Source organism: Mycobacterium sp. E2327, from assembly GCF_001672675.1.
Classification (GTDB): Bacteria; Actinomycetota; Actinomycetes; order Mycobacteriales; family Mycobacteriaceae; genus Mycobacterium.
Genome location: NZ_LZKE01000029.1, coordinates 18,900 through 37,092 on the forward strand (window position 1 = coordinate 18,900; position 18,193 = coordinate 37,092).

Consider the following 18,193-nt stretch of genomic DNA (forward strand, 5'->3'; position numbering starts at 1 on the left):
CTTGGTTTTCCAACACAACAAAGGAGTTCAGAATGTCCCCTCTCACCAAGGCGCTGCGGGCGGCGTCGGCCGCGGCGCTCATGGGCGCTTCGGTCATCGTCGGCACCGCCACGGCGACCGCGGATCCCGGCACGGGTAGCTCGGCGGACATCAACACGCTGGCCGCCAATCTGTCGAAGGGCTACGGCCTCAACACTTGCCAGCCGGCCCCGCTGTCCGGCCCGATCCTGGCCGAGCTCGACTGCGGGCAGAGCCCCGACCCCAACGGCCCGGCCGCCGGCGTCTACCAGCTCTACAGCAACGGCAGCGACCTGGCCGCCGCGTTCACCGGCGGCATCAACGGCGTATCGCTGAGCCCGTGCGGGGACAACGGCCAGTCACCGGGCACCTGGCACACGGGCAGCACCGGCGCGACGGCGGGCCAGGTGGCGTGCGGAACCTATAAGAACGCGGCGGTCATCACCTGGACCACCGACGCCAAGAACGTGTTGAGCCACATCCGCGCGTCCAACACCGACGTCAACGCGCTCTACCAGTGGTGGCGCACCAACGGCTGAGCTTTTACAGTTGCGCGGCAAGTAAATCCGCGACGGCGCGCATCCCGGCGTCGTTGGGGTGCAGCGGGGCGGGGCGCCCGGGCAGGGACACGCCGTAGCGCGCCGGGGTGATCGTCCACGGCTCGGCGGACCAGGCGTGGTGATCCCGGCTGGCCGCGGCGGCGCCGACGATCTCGCATCCGGTCGCCGCGGCCGCATCGGCGGTGCGCCGTTCGAGGGTCGCGGCCACGTGCCGCCCGAGGTCGGCGTCCGCCTGCCGCAGCGGCGGGGCCGGAGCATCGGCGGGCGGCAAGATGGTCAGATAGTCGACGAAGACGATCCGGGCCTTCGGGGAGCGCTGCCGCACCGCCGCCCCGACCGCGCACAACGAATCGAACACGTCGGCCAGCGCCCGATCGCGCGTGTCACGGTCCAGCAGTTCGGATATCAGCCCGCCCAGCAGCGGCAGGCGCCGCGCGGCGGGCGGCAGCGACGCGGCCATCAACAGCGGAACGTAGCCGACGTCGTTGCCGCCGATGGTCACCGTGACCACGGCCTCCGAGCCGTCCAGCGCGGTGATCTGCGGCGGCCAGCCGCGCTGCTGATCGGCGAGCACGTGGGCGGTGGTCGCGCCAGAGAAGGTGACGTCGACCAACTTGAGGCTCAGCCGTTCGGCGACCAGGTGCGGGTAGTTGCGGGCGGATCGGCCCGACCAGAGCGGGGCGCCCTCGGCGCGGGGCCGGATGCCGGGGCCAGCGGCCATCGAACTGCCCAGCGCGACATAACGTTTCATAGCTCGGGGGACGACGCCTGCGCCCAGAACCGTTTGGGGATCCGCCCGGCGCGCCGCGCCAGGTATCCGGCGGTGACGGCCGCGGCCATGGCGGCGGCCATGGCGGGCGGGTCCGCGGCGCGGGTCACCGCGGTCGCCAACAGCACCGCATCGCAACCCAATTCCATCGCCAGCGCGGCGTCGCTCGCGGTGCCGATGCCGGCGTCGAGCACCACCGGGACGCCGGCCCGCGCGACGATCATCTCGATGTTGTGCGGGTTCGTGATGCCAAGTCCGGTGCCGATGGGGGCGCCGAGCGGCATCACCGCCGCGCAACCGGCGTCTTCGAGCCGGCGGGCGAGCGCCGGGTCATCGTTGGTGTACGGCAGCACGACGAACCCGTCGTCCACCAATTGCTCTGCCGCGCGGACCAATTCGACCGCGTCCGGCAGCAGCGTGCGTTCGTCGGCGATCACCTCGAGCTTGACCCAGTTGGTGTCCAGCGCCTCGCGGGCCAGCTGCGCGGTGAGCACCGCCTCGGCGGCGCCGCGGCAGCCCGCCGTGTTGGGAAGCGGCGTGATGCCCAGCCGGTTGAGCAGGTCCAGCAGCCCGGTCCCGCCCTCGGCGTCGACGCGGCGGATCGCCACGGTGGTCAGCTCGGTGCTCGACGCGATCAGCGCCTCTTCGAGCACCGCCAGGTTCGTCGCTCCCCCGGTGCCCATGATGAGCCGCGAGGCGAAGCTGCGATCCGCGATCGTCAGTTTCGCTTCCGTGCCCTGACGATGCGGGCCAGAATGGCCCGAGGAGGAAGGGGACAATTCGGCTCTAGCCACCTTGCACCGCCGTCACCACCTCGAGTCGGGCACCATCAAAAAGCCTTGCCGTCCAGTCGGATCGCGGGAGTACGGCGTCGTCCATCGCCACCGCGATGCCGCGGCCGGGGAACCCCAGCGACTCCAGCAGCGCGGCGACGGTGGTCTGCTCGTCGACCTCGACCGTTTTCTCGTTGACCGTGACGATCATGACCGCGCCCCGACCGGAACCAGCTCGGCGACAACCTGTTCGGCGGTCCACGGCGCCAGCAGGAACCCGGACCGGCCGTGGCCCGCCGCGACCAGGGTTCGCTCGTCGACGCGCTGCACCAGGGGCAGGTTATCGGGCGTCATCGGGCGCAGCCCGGCCGCGCACTCGGCCAGCTCGTACTCGCCGAGCGCCGGCAGCACCGCGCAGGCGTCGTCGAGCAGGTCCCGCACGCCCGACACCACCGGGGCCGTGTCGCGGCCGTGCTCGTATTGGGTGGCGCCGACGACCACCCCGTCTCCGCGCGGCACCAGGTACACCTGACGCCCGTGCACGCGGGCGCGAATCACCCGCTGCAGCAACGGCATACAGCCCTTGCGCCAGCGCAGGCGCAGCACCTCGCCCTTCACCGGCCGCACCGGCAGGCCCGGCCACAGCGCGGGCGCGTCGATGCCGTTGGCGATCACCACCGCGTCCGCCTTGACCCGCGTGAGGTCGCTCACCGGGCCGGCCCACCGAACCCCGAGGCTCTCGCAGTCCCGGCCCAGCGCGTCGAGCACGGCGCGGTTGTCCACCGCCAGCTCGGTGGGCGCGCGGAAACCGTGCCGGATGCCTTGCGCCAGCAGCGGTTCCACCTCGCGGGCGGCCGGCTCCCACACCACCGGATGGCCCTGCTCGGACAGCCAGTCGGCGACGGTGCGCAGGTCCGCGACGTCGGCGCGGTCGACGGCCACCACCAGCGACTCGCGGGCGGTGATCACCCCCGGCGGCCAGCCGTCGGTGAAGCCGCCCTCGCGCCACAGCCGCAGCGACTCCAGGCCCAGCCGCAGCAACCGCTCTTCGCCGGGCCAACCCTCGCTGTGCGGGGCGAGCATCCCGCCCGCCACCCACGACGCACCCGGTTCACCGGTGTGGTGCACGACGACCGACCATCCGGCCCGCGCCGCGCGGCGCGCCACCGACAGCCCGATGACACCGCCGCCGATGACGGCCAGTGAGTCTTGCATCCTTTGCTCCCTTCGCCGGCATGACCCGGATCAGGTGTGACGGTAAGGGCGTGCGCGCCCACTCTCAGTCCCCGGTCGCTAGGACTCCCGTGCTCTTCGGGTTCCACGCTAGCGCGCTAGCGTCGCGGTGTGCACCAACCGTCCCCCCGCCTCGCGGCGGCCAGGCTGTATCTGTGTACCGACGCGCGCCGCGAGCGCGGCGACCTGGCCGAGTTCGTCGACGCCGCGCTGGCCGGCGGGGTCGACATCGTCCAGCTGCGCGACAAGGGGTCGGCGGGTGAGCAGCGGTTCGGTCCGCTCGAGGCCCGCGCCGAGCTGGCCGCGCTCGAGATCCTGGCGGATGCGGCCCGCCGGCACGGCGCCCTGTTCGCGGTCAACGACCGCGCAGACATCGCCCGCGCGGCCGGCGCCGACGTCCTGCACCTGGGCCAGGGGGACCTGCCGCCGGCCGTGGCCCGCGACATCGTCGGGCCGGAGGTGGTGATCGGCCTGTCCAGTCACGACACTTGCCAGATGACCGCCGCCGCCGGCGCGGCCGACTACTTCTGCGTCGGGCCGTGCTGGCCCACCCCGACCAAGCCCGGTCGCGCCGCGCCGGGGCTGGGCCTGGTGCGTGAGGCCGCCCAGTTGGGCGGGGACAAGCCGTGGTTCGCGATCGGCGGCATCGACGGCCGGCGGCTGCCCGAGGTGCTCGAAGCCGGCGCCCGCCGGATCGTGGTGGTGCGGGCGATCACCGCGGCCGAGGATCCGCGGGCCGCGGCCGCGGCGCTCAGGTCGGCGCTTGCAGCAGCGAGCTGATCCGGCGACTCAGCTGCGACGGCTCCTCGTCGGCGTCACCCGGCATGCACCACACGAAGACCCCGGCCTCGACCTCGAGTGTTCGCGGCAGGTGCTGGCGCCGTTCGTCGCCGTGGTCCAGCGGCAACAGCGCGGGCGAGGTGCGCAGCCGCTGCCAGCTGGCCGCGAAGCCGGGATGCAGCGGCAGGTCGGCCACCTCGCTCTCGGCGACCCAGCGCATCTCGGCGCTTTCCCGGTTGGGCACGGTGTCCAGCAACTCGGCCGCGTCGGCGACGACGGTGGTGTAGGTCCAGCTGGTGCCGCCGAGCCCGGTCACCTCGGCGGTGACGACCGCGGCGCGCACGGCGAGCCGCTCGGCCCGCAGGCCGGCCTCCTCGTGCGCCTCGCGGACGGCGGTTTGCTCCGGCGTCTCGTGGCTGTCCCGCGCGCCGCCCGGCAGGCCCCACGTCCCGCCCTGGTGACTCCACACCGCCCGATGCTGCAGCAGGACCGCGGGCGTTCCGTCGGGCCGCGGCGCGCGCAACAGCAAGCCGGCCGCGCCGTAGCGGCCCCAGTAGTGGGCGCCGCTGTCGGATACCACCCATCCGTCGCCGTCGCCCTGCACGAGATCAGGATATGCAGGCGACCCCGCCGGTCAATTGACTCGCCTCCCCCCATCCGCACGAACATTCTCTTAGAATTCGCTTATCCAGGTTCGTAGGCCGAAAGTTATGAGGGCTGAGTAGACGTGACGGTTGAGCTGGCGCACCCGTCGACCGAACCGAAGGGGTCGCGGTCCCCGGCCGAACCGGCACACCCGCGCTGGTGGTTCATCTCCACGACGCCGGGCCGCATCCTGACCATCGGGATCGTGCTGGCGGCCCTCGGCGTCTCCAGCGCGTTCGCCACCTCGACGACCATCAACCACCGGCAGCAGGTGCTGTCCACGGTGCTCAACCACACCGAGCCGCTGTCGTTCGCCGCTGGACGGCTCTACACCACGCTGTCGGTGGCCGACGCCGCGGCGGCCACCGCGTTCATCGCGCAGGCCGAGCCGCGCCCGGTCCGGCAGCGCTACGAGCAGGCCATCACCGACGCCGCGGTGGCCGTGACGAGGGCGTCGAGCGGGCTGACCGACGAGCCACTGGTGCAGTTATTGGGTCGGCTCAACGCCGAGTTGGCCGTCTACACCGGGCTGATCGAGATCGCGCGGACCAACAACCGGGAAGGCAATCCCGTCGGGTCGTCGTACCTGTCGGAGGCCTCCGGGCTGATGCAGTCGCAGATCCTGCCCGACGCGGCGCAGCTGTACCAGGCGACCTCCGATCGGGTGGACAGCGAAACCACCGCGTCCACCCACTTCCCCGCCCCGGTGATCCTCGTCGTCGCCAGCACGGTGGTCTTCGGCGCGTTCTCGCATCGCTGGCTCGCCCGCCGCACCCGGCGCCGAATCAACCCGGGGCTGGTCGTCGGCGCCCTCGGTATCCTCGTCATGGTGGTATGGGTCGGAACCGCGCTGACCATTTCGACGACCGCGAGTCGCAGCGCCAAGGACACCGCCGCAGAGTCGCTGCGGACCGTCACCAACGTCGCCATCACCGCCCAGCAGGCGCGGGCCGACGAGACGCTCTCGCTGATCCGCCGCGGTGACGAGGAGATGCGCAAGCAGTCGTTCTACCAGCGCATCGACTCCATGCACTCCCAGCTCGACCAGTACATGTCGCGCAGCGACGCCGTCGACAAGCCGGACCTGCAGGGTGCGGATCAGCTCCTGCTGCGCTGGCGCCAGGCCAACGACCGGATCAACTCCTACATCTCGGTGGGCAACTACCGCGCCGCCACCCAGGTCGCGCTCGGCAGCGGTGAGGACGACTCCACCCCGGCGTTCGACAAGCTCGAGGACGAGCTCGGCAAGGCGATGGACCAGAGCCGCACCCACCTGCGCAACGACGTGCTCAGCGCGCGCAGCGGGTTGTCCGGCGCCCAGGTCGGCGGCGTGGTGCTGTCCCTCGGCGCGGCCATCGCCGTCGCGCTGGGCCTGTGGCCGCGGCTCAGGGAGTACCGGTGATCAGGCGCTGGCTGGGGGCGCTCGCCGCGGTCGGCCTGCTCGCGGGCTGCGGCCACACCGAGACGCTGACCGTGGCCACCGTGCCGACGCTGCCGCCGCCCACGCCGGTGGGCATGCAGCAGCTGCCCCCGGAGCCGCCGCTGCCGCCGGACGACCCGAGTCAGGGCTGCGACCTGACCGCGAGCCTGCGCCCCTTCCCCAACAAGGCCGAGGCCGACGCCGCCGTCGCCGACATCCGGGCCCGCGGCAGGCTGATCGTCGGGCTCGACATCGGCAGCAACCTGTTCAGCTTCCGCGACCCGATCACCGGCGACATCACCGGCTTCGACGTCGACATCGCCGGCGAGATCGCGCGCGACATCTTCGGCGCCCCCTCGCACGTCGAGTACCGCATCCTGTCGTCGGAGGAGCGCGTCACCGCGCTGCAGCGCAACGAGGTCGACGTCGTCGTCAAGACCATGACCATCACCTGCGAGCGGCGCAAGCTGGTGAACTTCTCGACCGTCTATCTGGACGCCAACCAGCGCATCCTGGCCCCCCGCGACTCGCCGATCGTCCGGGCGGCCGACCTGTCCGGCAAGCGGGTCTGCGTGGCCCGGGGGACCACGTCGCTGCACCGGATCCAGCAGATCGACCCGGCGCCGGTCATCGTGTCGGTGGTGAACTGGGCCGACTGCCTGGTGGCCATGCAGCAGCGCGAGATCGACGCGGTCAGCACCGACGACTCGATCCTGGCCGGGCTGGTGGAGGAGGACCCGTACCTGCACATCGTCGGGCCGAACATGGCCACCCAGCCGTACGGCATCGGCGTCAACCTGAACAATCCCGGGCTGGTCCGGTTCGTCAATGGCACGCTGGAGCGCATCCGCCGTGACGGGACGTGGAACACGTTGTACCGCAAGTGGTTGACGGTTCTGGGCCCGGCACCCGCCCCGCCCACGCCGAGGTATCTGGACTGATGGCCGAGCCGATGGATTCCGAGGACGTCGGCACCCAGGCGCCCGACGTGCAGACCGGTGCGGCAGCGGAGTCGCGGCCGCAGGCCACCCAGGCGTTGTTCCGCCCCGACTTCGACGACGATGACGATGACGATTTCCTCATCCCGGGCATAGACATCGAGGCGCCGGAGCGGATGACGGTGGCCACCCGGGTGCTGCCGCCGACCCGCCAGCTCGGCGGTGGGCTGGTCGAGATCCCGCGCGTGCGCGACATCGATCCGCTCGAGGCGCTGATGACCAATCCGGTGGTGCCGGAGTCCAAGCGCTTCTGCTGGAACTGCGGAAAGCCGGTCGGCCGGTCGGGCTCCGAGGGCAAGGGCGCGTCGGAGGGCTGGTGTCCCGCCTGTGGGAGCCCGTATTCGTTTCTGCCGCAGCTGAATCCGGGCGACATCGTCGCGGGCCAGTACGAGGTGAAGGGCTGCATCGCGCACGGCGGGCTGGGCTGGGTCTACCTGGCGGTCGACCACAACGTCAACGACCGCCCGGTGGTGCTCAAGGGCCTGGTGCATTCCGGGGACGCCGAGGCGCAGGCGATCGCGATGGCCGAGCGCCAGTTCCTGGCCGAGGTGGTGCACCCGCAGATCGTGCAGATCTTCAACTTCGTCGAGCACACCGACCGGCACGGGGAGCCGGTCGGCTACATCGTCATGGAGTACATCGGCGGGCAGTCGCTGCGGCGCAACCTCAAGGACGGGAAGTCCGAGAAGCTGCCCGTCTCCGAGGCCATCGCCTACCTGCTCGAGATCATGCCCGCGCTGAGCTACCTGCATTCCATCGGCCTGGTCTACAACGACCTGAAGCCGGAGAACATCATGCTCACCGAGGAGCAGCTCAAGCTGATCGACCTGGGCGCGGTGTCGCGGATCAATTCGTTCGGATATCTTTACGGCACACCGGGTTTCCAGGCGCCGGAGATCGTGCGGACGGGCCCGACGGTGGCCACCGACATCTACACGGTGGGGCGGACGCTGGCGGCGCTGACGCTGAACCTGCGCACCCGCAACGGCCGCTACGTGGACGGCCTGCCGGACGACGATCCCGTGCTGAAGACCTACGACTCGTACGGCCGGCTGCTGCGCCGCGCCACCGACCCCGACCCGCGGCGCCGGTTTTCCACCGCCGAGGAGATGTCGGCGCAGTTGATGGGCGTGCTGCGGGAGGTGGTCGCCCAGGACACCCGGATCCCGCGGCCCGGCCTGTCGACGATCTTCTCCCCCAGCCGGTCGACGTTCGGGGTCGACCTGCTGGTCGCGCACACCGACGTGTACCTGGACGGCCAGGTCCATTCGGAGAAGCTGACGGCGCGGGAAATCGTGACCGCGCTGCCGGTGCCGCTGGTCGATCCGACCGACGTCGCCGCCCCGGTGCTGCAGGCGACGGTGCTCTCCCAGCCGGTGCAGACGTTGGACTCGCTGCGCGCGGCGCGGCACGGTTCGCTGGACGCCGACGGCATCGAGGTGGCCGAGTCGATCGAGCTGCCGCTGATGGAGGTCCGCGCGCTGCTGGACCTGGGCGACGTGGCCAAGGCCACCCGCAAGCTCGACGACCTGGCCGAGCGCGTCGGCTGGCGGTGGCGGCTGGTGTGGTATCGGGCCGTCTCCGAGCTGCTGACCGGCGACTACGAGTCGGCCACAAAGCATTTCACCGAGGTGCTGGACACCTTCCCCGGCGAGCTGGCGCCCAAGCTGGCGCTGGCCGCCACCGCCGAGCTGGCCGGTAACCCCGACGAGCACAAGTTCTACGAGACGGTGTGGAAGACCAACGACGGCGTGATCTCCGCCGCCTTCGGTCTGGCCAGAGCCCTTTCGGCCGAGGGCAATCGCGAGGAGGCGGTCAACACGCTGGACGAGGTTCCCCCCACCTCAAGGCATTTCACGACCGCGCGGCTGACCAGCGCGGTGACGCTGATGTCGGGCCGCTCCGCCAGCGAGATCACCGAGGCGCAGATCCGCGACGCGGCCCGCCGCGTCGAGGCGCTGCCGCCCACCGAGCCGCGGGTGCTGCAGATCCGCGCCCTGGTGCTGGGCGGCGCGATGGACTGGCTGCAGGACAACGAGGCCAGCACCAATCACATCCTCGGCTTCCCGTTCACCGAGCACGGCCTGCGACTGGGCGTCGAGGCGTCGCTGCGCAGCCTGGCCCGCGTCGCGCCCACGCAGCGGCACCGCTACACGCTGGTGGACATGGCGAACAAGGTGCGTCCCACGAGCACGTTCTAGTTTTTTGCGCTGGGTTCGCGTGTGAATCGTGGGCGGCGACACGCCGACGAACTTCGCCATGGGCTCACACCGAAAAGCCTTGCGTTCACACTCGATTCGCCAATGAGTTCGAGTGTGAATCGTGGGCTTTCCGTGTGAATCGTGGGCGGCAGAATCGCCCGGATCCCGCCGCTGGCTCACACTCAAAACCTAGAGCTCACACTCAACGCGTCAGCATGCAGCCCACCCGCGTTCGATCATCGCTGCGCGTACCCGGCGCACAATGTTTGCGCGGTGGTCCTCGGCGACGACCCGGACGATGATCCAGCCCATTCGCTCGAGCGTCTCCAAGCGCTGAATGTCGTAGACGTATCGGCGACGATCGGTCTGGTGTTGATCACCGTCATATTCGACGCCGACCATGTACTCGTGCCAACCCACATCGATGTGGGCGACTGGCAGGCCGTCCACGCCGAGCACCGGTATCTGGGTCTGAGGCCGTGGCAACCCGGCATCGATGAGCAACAGCCGCAGGTAGCTTTCGCGCGGCGACTGTGACCCCGGGTCGACCATCTCCAGCGCGGCCTCCAATCGCCGCAACCCGGGCGCGTGGGGATGGCACTTCACGATGCGCAGCACGTCCTCGGTCTTGAAACCCGTTGCGCGCGCGAGCGCGTCGAGCCGGACGACCGCCGAGCGGATGGCGCCGCGCCGGCCGACGTCAAAGGCCGTCCGCTCGGGCGTGGTAACAGTTCGCCCATCCATCACCTGTGTCTCGCCCTCGAGCAGCGCATCGCGCCGGGTCAGCACGCCGAGGGGCGGACGGGTGTTGGCGTGATTGAGCTCGATCGGAACATTGTCGGGAATCCACTTGGATCCGTGCAGCGCCGCGGCGGCCGCGCCCACGATCGTCGCCTTGCGTCGCGACCACAGCCAGGCCGCGGCGATCCGCTGCTCAAGGGACGGCTCGGTGCCGTTGTGTAGGTAGACGTTCGGAAAGACCGCGCTATAACGCGTGCGCAGTTGATGCCGGTTCAACGCCCCGCAAGCCAATGCCTCGCTGCCGATGAACGGTTTTCCCAGTTCCATGTCGGAACGGTCGCACGCCGACCCCAATCCGCGAATTCATCTATCCACAGGTTGACTGCGTGTGAATGGTCGGCTTTTCGTGTGCGTACACGGCGGGAAAGTCGACCGAATCCCGCCGCCAGCTCACAAGCAAGGCCACAGGCACACACACAGCGCAGACATAGGTTCGTATCGCACAGTTATGGACATGCCGGGGCAGTCCACGCGGTGGATCACCACGGCCCGCGCGCTGCGTCGGGCCGGGTTCGGGGTGGCCGGGCCCGAGGTCGACGCGGTGGCCACCCGCGACTGGCCGGAATACGTCGACGCCATCCTGGCCACCGACCCCAACGCCGACCCCGGCGCCGTGGCCACCCCGATGCCCAGCCTGGAGGCGCCGCGCGCGCCCGGCAAGGGCGCGCCGCAGGCGGCCCGCAAGCAATACAACGCCGCGCTGTCCGAGCAGCAGCGCGTGTTGTCGGACTGGTGGCTGAGCCGCATGGTCGCCGTCGGACAGCCGGTACACGAAAAGCTAACCCTGTTGTGGCACAACCACTTCGCCACTTCCGCGCAGAAGGTCCGGGTGGCCGCGTACCTGGCCGCGCAAAACCAGAAGCTGCGCGCCGGGGCGCTCGGCGATTTCCGCAAACTGGCCTACGCGATGCTGACCGACGCCGCGATGCTGCGCTGGCTCGACGGGCAGACCAACACGGCCAAGGCCCCCAACGAGAACCTGGCCCGCGAGTTCATGGAGCTGTTCGCGCTGGGCCATGGCAACGGCTACACCGAGGACGACGTGCGGGCCGGCGCGCGGGCGCTGACCGGATGGGTGATCGGCGCCGACGGCCAAACCGCGGTGTTGCCCAAACGCCATGACCCGACGGCCAAGACGCTGTTCGGGTCCACCCGCGACTTCGACGCCCCGGCGTTCTGCGACGCGGTGCTGGCCCAGCCCAAATCGGCCGAATACGTCGCGGGGCGCCTGTGGCAGCAGCTGGCCTCCGACGACCCGCCGTCGCCGCAGGCGCTCGACCGCCTCCTCGCCGCGTACGGCCCGGGGCGCGACCTGCGGGCGCTGACTCGGGCGATCCTCACCGACGGCGAGTTCACCGGCGCGCGGTCCATGCGAGTCAACACCCCGGTCGAATGGCTCGTCGGCGTGCTGCGGACACTGCGCGTGCCCCTCGACAACCCCGCGCAGCGCAAGCTCGCCGACGCCACCCTGCGAGCGCTGGGGCAGCGCCCGTTCTACCCGCCGAGCGTCGGCGGCTGGCCCCGCGGGCAGGTGTGGCTGTCCACCGCCAGCGCCGGGGCCCGCCTGCGCGCCGCGACGCAGCTGGCGCACGCGGGCGACCTCTCGACCGTCGAAGACGCCGCCCCGCGCGACCGCATCGAGGCGGTCGGTTACCTGATCGGCGTCGGCGACTGGTCGGACCGGACCGCCGATGCGCTGGCGCCGCTGGTGCGCACGCCGCCGCAGTTGGTCGCCGCCGCGGTCAACACTCCCGAGTACCTGACGTCCTGAGTGAGACCGACCATGCCCGAGATCAATCGCCGCAAATTCCTGATCGCCAGCGCGGGCGTCGGCGCGGCCGGCCTGCTCTCGACGGCGGTGGCCGTCGAATGGCCCGACCTGATGCGGGCGGCACGCGACCGGCCGCTGCCCGAGGGCGCCGGCGTGCTGGTGCTCGTCACGCTGTACGGCGGCAACGACGGCATCAACACGCTGATCCCGTACGGCGACAACGCATATCACGACGCGCGCCCGGAGCTCGCCTACGCGCCGGGCGACGTGATCCACCTCGACGAGCGGCTCGGGCTCAACCCGGCGATGAAGGGGTTGGCCCAACTGTGGGGCCAGCGCCGGCTCGCCATCGTGCGCGGCGTCGGCTACCCCAAGCCCGACCACAGCCACTTCCGCTCCATGGACATCTGGCAGACGGCGTCGCCAACCGAACCGGTCTCGACCGGCTGGATCGGCCGCTGGCTCGACGCCACCGGCGACGACCCGCTACGCGCGGTCAACGTCGGTCCCGTTCTACCGCCGCTGGCCGTCGGCGAAAAATGCACGGCGGCAGCGCTTTCGCCGGGCGGGGCGGCCGGCAAGGCCCAGCAATTCGACGGCATCATGGCCGCGCTGGGCGCCGACGACCCCGACGACACCCCGGCGATGGCCGCCGTGCGCAAGGCGTACCGCGCCGCGCGGACCGCCAACGGCGCCTTCGAATCGGTCAAACCCGCTGCCAAGGGCCGCAATTCGCTCGCCGCGCAGCTGGATGTGGTGGCAGGCGCGGTGAAGGCCCGCGTCCCGACGCGGGTGTACACGGTGCAACTGGGCGGCTTCGACACCCACGCCGACGAACGCGGAACCCAGCAGCGCCTCTTGCAAACCTTCGACGAGGCGGTCGCGCCCTTCCTGCAGCAGGTGGGCGATCCGAACGTGGTCGTGATGGCGTACTCGGAGTTCGGGCGCCGCGTCCACGCCAACGCCTCGCAGGGCACCGACCACGGCACCGCCGGCCCGGTCTTCGTCGCGGGGGCGCGCGGCGGACCCGTTAAAGGCGGGTTCTACGGCGAGGAACCCAGCCTCACCGACCTCGACAGCGGGGACCTGAAGTACACCACGGACTTTCGCGACGTCTACCACGAACTGCTGGACCGAACCGTCGGGACCGATCCCACACCCGCGGTCGGGGCCGGACGAAAGAGCCTGGGGTTCCTAACCGCTTAGCGCGCGCACGCAGTCGCGGGCGATGGCCAGTTCTTCGTTGGTCGGTATCACCAGCACGGCGATCGGCGACGATTCCGCCGAGATTTGCCGCGCGCCCCGGCCCCCGCTGAGGTTGCGGCGCTCGTCCAGCACGACGCCCAGCTCCTCCAGGCCCGCCACCGCGTCCCGACGCACCGCCGGGTCGTTCTCGCCGATCCCGGCGGTAAAGCTGATGACGTCGGTGTGCCCCAGCACCGCCAGGTAGGCGCCGATGTACTTGCGCAACCGGTGAATGAACACGCTGTAGGCCAATTGCGCCGCGCCGTCGCCGGATTCGATCATGGACCGCAGCCGCCGGAAGTCCCGTTCGCCGGCCAACCCGAGAACCCCGGACCGCTCGTTGAGCATCGCCTCGACGTCGTCGACGCCCATCTGGGCCCGGTGCCACAGGTAGCTGACGATGCTGGGGTCGATGTCGCCGCTGCGGGTGCCCATCACCAGGCCCTCCAGCGGGGTCAGGCCCATCGAGGTGTCGATCGGGCGGGTGCCGGCGATGGCCGACGCCGAGGAACCGTTACCCAGGTGCAGCACAATCTGTTTCAGGCCGCCGAGCGGCCGGTCCAGGAAGGCGGCGGCCTGTTCGCTGACGTAGCGGTGCGACGTGCCGTGAAACCCGTAGCGGCGGATCTGCCACCGCTCGGCCACCTCGCGGTCGATGGCGTAGGTCGCCGCGGCCGGCGGCATGTCGTGGAAGAACGCCGTGTCGAACACCGCCACGTGGGGAAAGTCCGGCAGCAGCTTGCGCGCCACCTCGATTCCCTTGAGCGCCGGCGGATTGTGCAGCGGGGCCAGTTCGGACAGCTTGCCCAGCGCGGCGATCCGCGCGTCGTCCATCAGCGTCGGCCGGTAGAACTCGTTGCCACCGTGCACCACCCGGTGCCCGACCGCCAGCAGCCCGCAGGTCCGCAGGTCGATGCCGTCCCCGGAAAGGGTGGCGAAGGCGCGCTGCAACGCGGCCTCGTGGTCGGGAACCCCGGAGCCGTCCTCGCCGATCCGCTCGATGTGGCCCGACGCCCGCGCCGCGCCCGAATCCGGCTCCACCAGTTGGTATTTCAGGGACGACGAGCCGGAGTTGATCACCAGCACGAGGCGGCCCGTGTCAGCCATGGACGGCCTGCGCCTGGATCGCGGTGATCGCCACGGTGTTCACGATGTCTTCGACCAGCGCGCCGCGGGACAGGTCGTTGACGGGCTTGCGCAGCCCCTGCAGCACCGGACCGATCGCGATGGCCCCGGCGCTGCGCTGCACCGCCTTGTAGGTGTTGTTGCCGGTGTTGAGGTCCGGAAAGATCAGCACCGTGGCGTGCCCCGCCACCGGCGAATCCCGCAGCTTGGTAGCTGCGACCGACGGCTCGATCGCGGCGTCGTACTGGATGGGCCCCTCGACCAGCAGCTTCGGATCCCGCTGGCGCACCAAATCCGTTGCCGCCCTGACCTTATCGACATCCGCGCCGGCGCCGGAGTCACCGGTCGAGTACGACAGCATGGCCACCCTCGGCTCGATTCCGAACTGAGCGGCCGTGCGGGCGGAGCTGATCGCGATGTCGGCGAGCTGCTCGGAGGTCGGGTTCGGAATGATCGCGCAGTCGCCGTACACCAGCACCCGGTCCGGCAGGCACATGAAGAAGACGCTGGACACGGTGGAGACGTCCGGAACGGTCTTGATGATCTCGAACGCCGGCCGGACGGTGTGCGCGGTGGTGTGGGCGGCGCCCGACACCATGCCGTCGACGGCGCCGTTATGCACCAGCATGGTGCCGAAATACGTGGCGTCACGCATGATCTCGCGGGCGTGCTCGGCGGTGATGCCCTTCGCCTTGCGCAGCTCCGCGTACTGGTCGGCGAACTGACCAAGCAGCTCGCTCGCCAGCGGGTCGATCACCTGCGCGCCGTCGAGGTTCACCCCGAGTTCGGCCGAGCGCAGCCGGATTTGGGCCTCGTCGCCCAGGATGGTCAGGTCGGCGACGCCGCGCTGCAGCAGGCGGCCGGCGGAGCGAAGGATGCGGTCGTCGTCGCCCTCGGGCAGCACGATGTGCCTGCGGTCCGCCCGGGCCCGCAGCCGCAATTGGTAGGTGAACATCTGCGGGGTAATCACGGTCGGCACCGAAATCGTCAGCTGGGTAAGCAGATCCGCGATGTCGACGTGGCGGTCCATCAGCTCGAGCGCGGTGTCGATCTTGCGCTGCGACATCGCGGTGACCCGGCCACGGGCCGAGGCGGCCGCGCTGGCCGTGTCATAGGTCCCTAGGGCGGTCGCGATGATCGGCAGCCGCAGCCGCAGGCCGGAGACCAGCGCCGCGATGGACGGGTGCAGCTCGAACCCGCCGTTGAGCACCAGGCACGACAGCGACGGAAACCCTTCCGCCGCATGGGCACTGGCCACGGCGAGCACCACGTCGGAGCGGTCGCCCGGGGTGATCACCGCCATGCCGTCGCGCAGCCTTTCCAGCACGTGATCGGCGGTCATCCCGGCGACCAGCACGTCGGTGACCTCGCGCTCGCGCAGCGACGCCTCGCCACTGACCGGCGTCCCGCCGACCGCCCGCTCCAGCTCGGCCACCGTCGGCGCGCACAGCAGCGGCGCCTCGGGCAGCACGTAGCTGCGCTGGGTGAACGCGCACAACGCTTCCGCTACCTCCGCCAGGTCCGCCGGATCGCACCGGTTGGCCACCACGGCCGCGGTGTGGGCGTGCTGGGCGGCGAGCTCGGCGAGGCAAACCTCGACGACGCCGGCGATCTCCGTCGGGGTCCGGCCCTTGCCGCTGACCGCCAGCAGCACCGGCGCGCCGAGGTTGGCCGCGATGCGCGCGTTGACGGAGAGCTCGGCGGGCCGCGTCACGTCGGTGTAGTCGCTCCCGACGATCACCACCACATCGCAGGACTGGGCCATCGCGTGATAGGAGTCAACGATGCCGGCGATCGCGGCGTCGCTGTCGGCGTGCAGCTGCTGGTAGGTCACGCCGACGCACTGCTCGTAGGACAGGCCGGCGGTGGTGTGCTCGAGCAGCAGCTCGAGGATGTAGTCGCGGTCCTCGCCGAGGCGGGTGATGGGGCGGAACACGCCGACCCTGGCGACGGTCGCCGTCAGCCGGTGCAGCAGCCCCAGCGCGATCGTCGACTTGCCGGTTTCCGGCTCGGGCGCGGCGATGTAGATGGCCTTCGAAGAAGGCCCGGTTTCAGCCAAGTCGGCGCAGCCTGGGGGCCAGGTCCTTTTCGAAGAGGTCCAGGAACCGGCGCTGGTCGTGGCCCGGCGCGTGGAACACCAGATGGTTGAGGCCCCACGTCACGTATTGCCCGACCTTTTCGACCGCCTCGTCGGGGTCCGACGCCACGATCCAGCGCTTGGCAACCTGCTCGATCGGCAGCGCGTCGGCGGCCTTCTCCATCTCGATCGGGTCGTCGATGCTGTGCTTCTGCTCGGCCGTCAGCGACAGCGGCGCCCAGAACCGGGTGTTCTCCAGCGCCAGGTCGGGGTCCGGGTCGTAGGAGATCTTGATCTCGATCATCTTGTCGATGTCGTCGACGTTGCGGTCCGCGGCCGCGGCGCCCTCCTTGACGGCCGGGATCAGCTTGTCCTTGTACAGCTCCTCGCCCTTGCCGGAGGTGCAGATGAAGCCGTCGCCGGCCCGTCCCGCGTACTTGGCCACCGCGGGGCCGCCGGCGGCGACGTAGATCGGGACGCCGCCCTCGGGCACGTCGTAGATCGAGGCGCCCTTCAGCCGGTAGTACTCGCCGTCGAAGTCGACGCGGTCGCCGCGCCACAGCTCCCGCATCAACCGCACCGACTCGCGCAGCCGGGCGAAGCGCTCCTTGAACTCCGGCCAGTCGCCCTCGTATCCGGTGGCGATCTCGTTCAGCGCCTCGCCGGTGCCGACCCCCAGGAAGACGCGGTTGGGGTACAGGCAGGCCATGGTGGCGAAGGCCTGCGCGATGACGGCGGGGTTGTACCGGAACGTCGGGGTGAGCACCGAGGTGCCCAGGACGATCCGCTTGGTGCGTTCGCCGACGGCGGTCATCCAGGCCAGCGAGAACGGGGCGTGCCCGCCCTCGTGCCGCCACGGCTGGAAGTGGTCACTGACGGTTGCGCTGTCCATGCCGTGACCTTCGGCGGCGACAGCGAGTTCGACGAGCTCACGCGGTGCGAATTGTTCGGCGGACGCCTTGTATCCAAGTTTGAGTTCAGCCACGGGTTATTTCTACTCCTAGACTCGCCTGCATGGCCGACCAGTCCAAGGCGCCGACCCTTGTCCAAGTCACCGACACGGTGTACCTCGCCCAGGGCCCGGCGGTTAACTGGACGCTGGTGGTCGCCGGGACGGGCGTGATGTTGATCGACGCCGGTTACCCCGGGGACCGCGAGGCCGTGCTGGCGTCTCTGCGCCAGCTGGGCTACGGCCCGGAAGACGTGCGCGCAATCCTGCTGACGCACGCGCACATCGACCACCTGGGGTCGGCGATCCGGTTCGCCGCCGAGCACGGCACCCCGGTGTACTGCCACGCCGACGAGGTGGGTCACGCCAAGCGGGAGTACTTGGAACAGGTCTCGGTTTTCGATGTGGCGCTGCGCATTTGGCGGCCGCGCTGGGCGGTGTGGGGTCTACACGTGGTGCGCAGCGGTGGGCTCATCCGCGACGGCATCCCCTCGACGCAGCCGCTGACCGCGGAGGTGGCCGCCACACTGCCGGGGCACCCGATGGCCGTCGCCACGCCGGGGCACACCAGCGGGCACTGCTCGTATGTCGTCGACGGCGTGCTGGCCAGCGGCGACGCGCTGATCACCGGCCACCCGCTGCTGCGGCACCGCGGCCCGCAGCTGCTGCCGGCCGTGTTCAGCCACAGCCAGGCGAACTGCCTGCGCAGTCTGAATGCGCTGGCCCTGTTGAACACCGAGGCGCTGCTGCCCGGTCACGGCGACGTGTGGCGCGGCCCCATCCGCGAGGCGACGGAAGCGGCGCTGACGCGGGCGCAATGACGCAGAA

17 protein-coding genes and 1 riboswitch are annotated in these 18,193 nt (G+C 70.6%); of the genes, 8 read left to right on the forward strand and 9 right to left on the reverse strand.

Annotation, left to right across the window (positions count from 1 at the left end; all coding sequences use genetic code 11):
• Positions 1–32 precede the first annotated feature (32 nt).
• Entirely contained in the window at positions 33–557 is a 525-nt protein-coding gene (locus A5712_RS03490) for a serine/threonine protein kinase (protein ID WP_068101516.1), read from the forward strand.
• 4 nt (positions 558–561) lie between these two features.
• Here the strand turns inward: A5712_RS03490 and A5712_RS03495 are convergent, their stop codons facing one another.
• The 4 genes from A5712_RS03495 to thiO form a co-directional block, all read right to left on the reverse strand.
• Positions 562–1,329 (reverse strand): SGNH/GDSL hydrolase family protein, encoded by a 768-nt coding sequence (locus A5712_RS03495; RefSeq protein ID WP_068101332.1) that lies wholly within the window; start codon positions 1,327–1,329, stop codon positions 562–564.
• Positions 1,326–2,030 carry a thiazole synthase gene (locus A5712_RS03500; protein ID WP_068101336.1) on the reverse strand — a complete coding sequence of 235 codons (705 nt, stop codon included), beginning with the start codon at positions 2,028–2,030 and terminating at the stop codon, positions 1,326–1,328. The genes A5712_RS03495 and A5712_RS03500 overlap by 4 nt, the downstream gene beginning before the upstream one ends.
• A gap of 103 nt (positions 2,031–2,133) precedes the next feature.
• Positions 2,134–2,331 (reverse strand): sulfur carrier protein ThiS, encoded by a 198-nt coding sequence (gene thiS / locus A5712_RS03505; RefSeq protein WP_068101339.1) that lies wholly within the window; start codon positions 2,329–2,331, stop codon positions 2,134–2,136.
• The gene (gene thiO / locus A5712_RS03510) at positions 2,328–3,335 is read right to left on the reverse strand and encodes a glycine oxidase ThiO (protein WP_068101342.1); all 1,008 of its coding nucleotides are present in this window, start codon (positions 3,333–3,335) and stop codon (positions 2,328–2,330) included. The genes thiS and thiO overlap by 4 nt, the downstream gene beginning before the upstream one ends.
• Positions 3,326–3,436, reverse strand: a riboswitch (TPP riboswitch). (Overlaps the previous gene by 10 nt.)
• Positions 3,437–3,464: 28 nt before the next feature.
• Here thiO and thiE point away from each other — a divergent pair.
• Positions 3,465–4,133 carry a thiamine phosphate synthase gene (gene thiE, locus A5712_RS03515; RefSeq protein ID WP_068101344.1) on the forward strand — a complete coding sequence of 223 codons (669 nt, stop codon included), beginning with the start codon at positions 3,465–3,467 and terminating at the stop codon, positions 4,131–4,133.
• Here the strand turns inward: thiE and A5712_RS03520 are convergent.
• Entirely contained in the window at positions 4,105–4,737 is a 633-nt protein-coding gene (locus tag A5712_RS03520; RefSeq protein ID WP_068101348.1) for an NUDIX hydrolase, read from the reverse strand. The two genes, thiE and A5712_RS03520, sit on opposite strands and share 29 nt — an antisense overlap.
• A gap of 123 nt (positions 4,738–4,860) precedes the next feature.
• Here A5712_RS03520 and glnX point away from each other — a divergent pair, with 123 nt between their 5' ends.
• Genes glnX through A5712_RS03535 form a run of 3 tightly spaced genes read left to right on the forward strand, consistent with a single transcriptional unit; the run spans position 4,861 to position 9,397 of the window.
• Complete coding sequence (gene glnX / locus A5712_RS03525; RefSeq protein WP_068101351.1) at positions 4,861–6,180, forward strand: protein kinase G-activating protein GlnX; 1,320 nt, start codon at positions 4,861–4,863, stop codon at positions 6,178–6,180.
• Entirely contained in the window at positions 6,177–7,139 is a 963-nt protein-coding gene (locus tag A5712_RS03530) for a glutamate ABC transporter substrate-binding protein (RefSeq protein WP_156766397.1), read from the forward strand. The genes glnX and A5712_RS03530 overlap by 4 nt, the downstream gene beginning before the upstream one ends.
• Positions 7,139–9,397, forward strand: a complete 2,259-nt coding sequence (locus tag A5712_RS03535) for a serine/threonine-protein kinase PknG (RefSeq protein ID WP_068101358.1) — start codon at positions 7,139–7,141, stop codon at positions 9,395–9,397. The genes A5712_RS03530 and A5712_RS03535 overlap by 1 nt, the downstream gene beginning before the upstream one ends.
• Before the next feature lie 210 nt (positions 9,398–9,607).
• On the opposite strand, the gene A5712_RS03540 is transcribed toward A5712_RS03535, so the two are convergent.
• The gene (locus A5712_RS03540; RefSeq protein ID WP_068101361.1) at positions 9,608–10,465 is read right to left on the reverse strand and encodes an endonuclease domain-containing protein; all 858 of its coding nucleotides are present in this window, start codon (positions 10,463–10,465) and stop codon (positions 9,608–9,610) included.
• 187 nt (positions 10,466–10,652) lie between these two features.
• Between A5712_RS03540 and A5712_RS03545 the strand changes: the two genes are divergently transcribed.
• Together A5712_RS03545 and A5712_RS03550 are read left to right on the forward strand one after the other, a co-directional pair.
• Complete coding sequence (locus A5712_RS03545) at positions 10,653–11,969, forward strand: DUF1800 domain-containing protein (protein ID WP_082973256.1); 1,317 nt, start codon at positions 10,653–10,655, stop codon at positions 11,967–11,969.
• Positions 11,970–11,981: 12 nt separating this feature from the next.
• Complete coding sequence (locus tag A5712_RS03550; protein WP_068101366.1) at positions 11,982–13,175, forward strand: DUF1501 domain-containing protein; 1,194 nt, start codon at positions 11,982–11,984, stop codon at positions 13,173–13,175.
• Here the strand turns inward: A5712_RS03550 and A5712_RS03555 are convergent.
• The 3 genes from A5712_RS03555 to fgd are packed head-to-tail and all read right to left on the reverse strand — an operon-like array spanning position 13,164 to position 17,401.
• Positions 13,164–14,321, reverse strand: a complete 1,158-nt coding sequence (locus A5712_RS03555; RefSeq protein ID WP_068101372.1) for an acetate kinase — start codon at positions 14,319–14,321, stop codon at positions 13,164–13,166. The two genes, A5712_RS03550 and A5712_RS03555, sit on opposite strands and share 12 nt — an antisense overlap.
• Positions 14,314–16,398 (reverse strand): phosphate acetyltransferase, encoded by a 2,085-nt coding sequence (pta, locus tag A5712_RS03560; protein ID WP_068101374.1) that lies wholly within the window; start codon positions 16,396–16,398, stop codon positions 14,314–14,316. The genes A5712_RS03555 and pta overlap by 8 nt, the downstream gene beginning before the upstream one ends.
• Positions 16,391–17,401 carry a glucose-6-phosphate dehydrogenase (coenzyme-F420) gene (fgd, locus tag A5712_RS03565; RefSeq protein ID WP_068101376.1) on the reverse strand — a complete coding sequence of 337 codons (1,011 nt, stop codon included), beginning with the start codon at positions 17,399–17,401 and terminating at the stop codon, positions 16,391–16,393. Before fgd ends, pta begins: the two co-directional genes overlap by 8 nt.
• A gap of 29 nt (positions 17,402–17,430) precedes the next feature.
• Between fgd and A5712_RS03570 the strand changes: the two genes are divergently transcribed.
• Complete coding sequence (locus A5712_RS03570; protein WP_068101379.1) at positions 17,431–18,186, forward strand: MBL fold metallo-hydrolase; 756 nt, start codon at positions 17,431–17,433, stop codon at positions 18,184–18,186.
• Positions 18,187–18,193 lie beyond the last annotated feature (7 nt).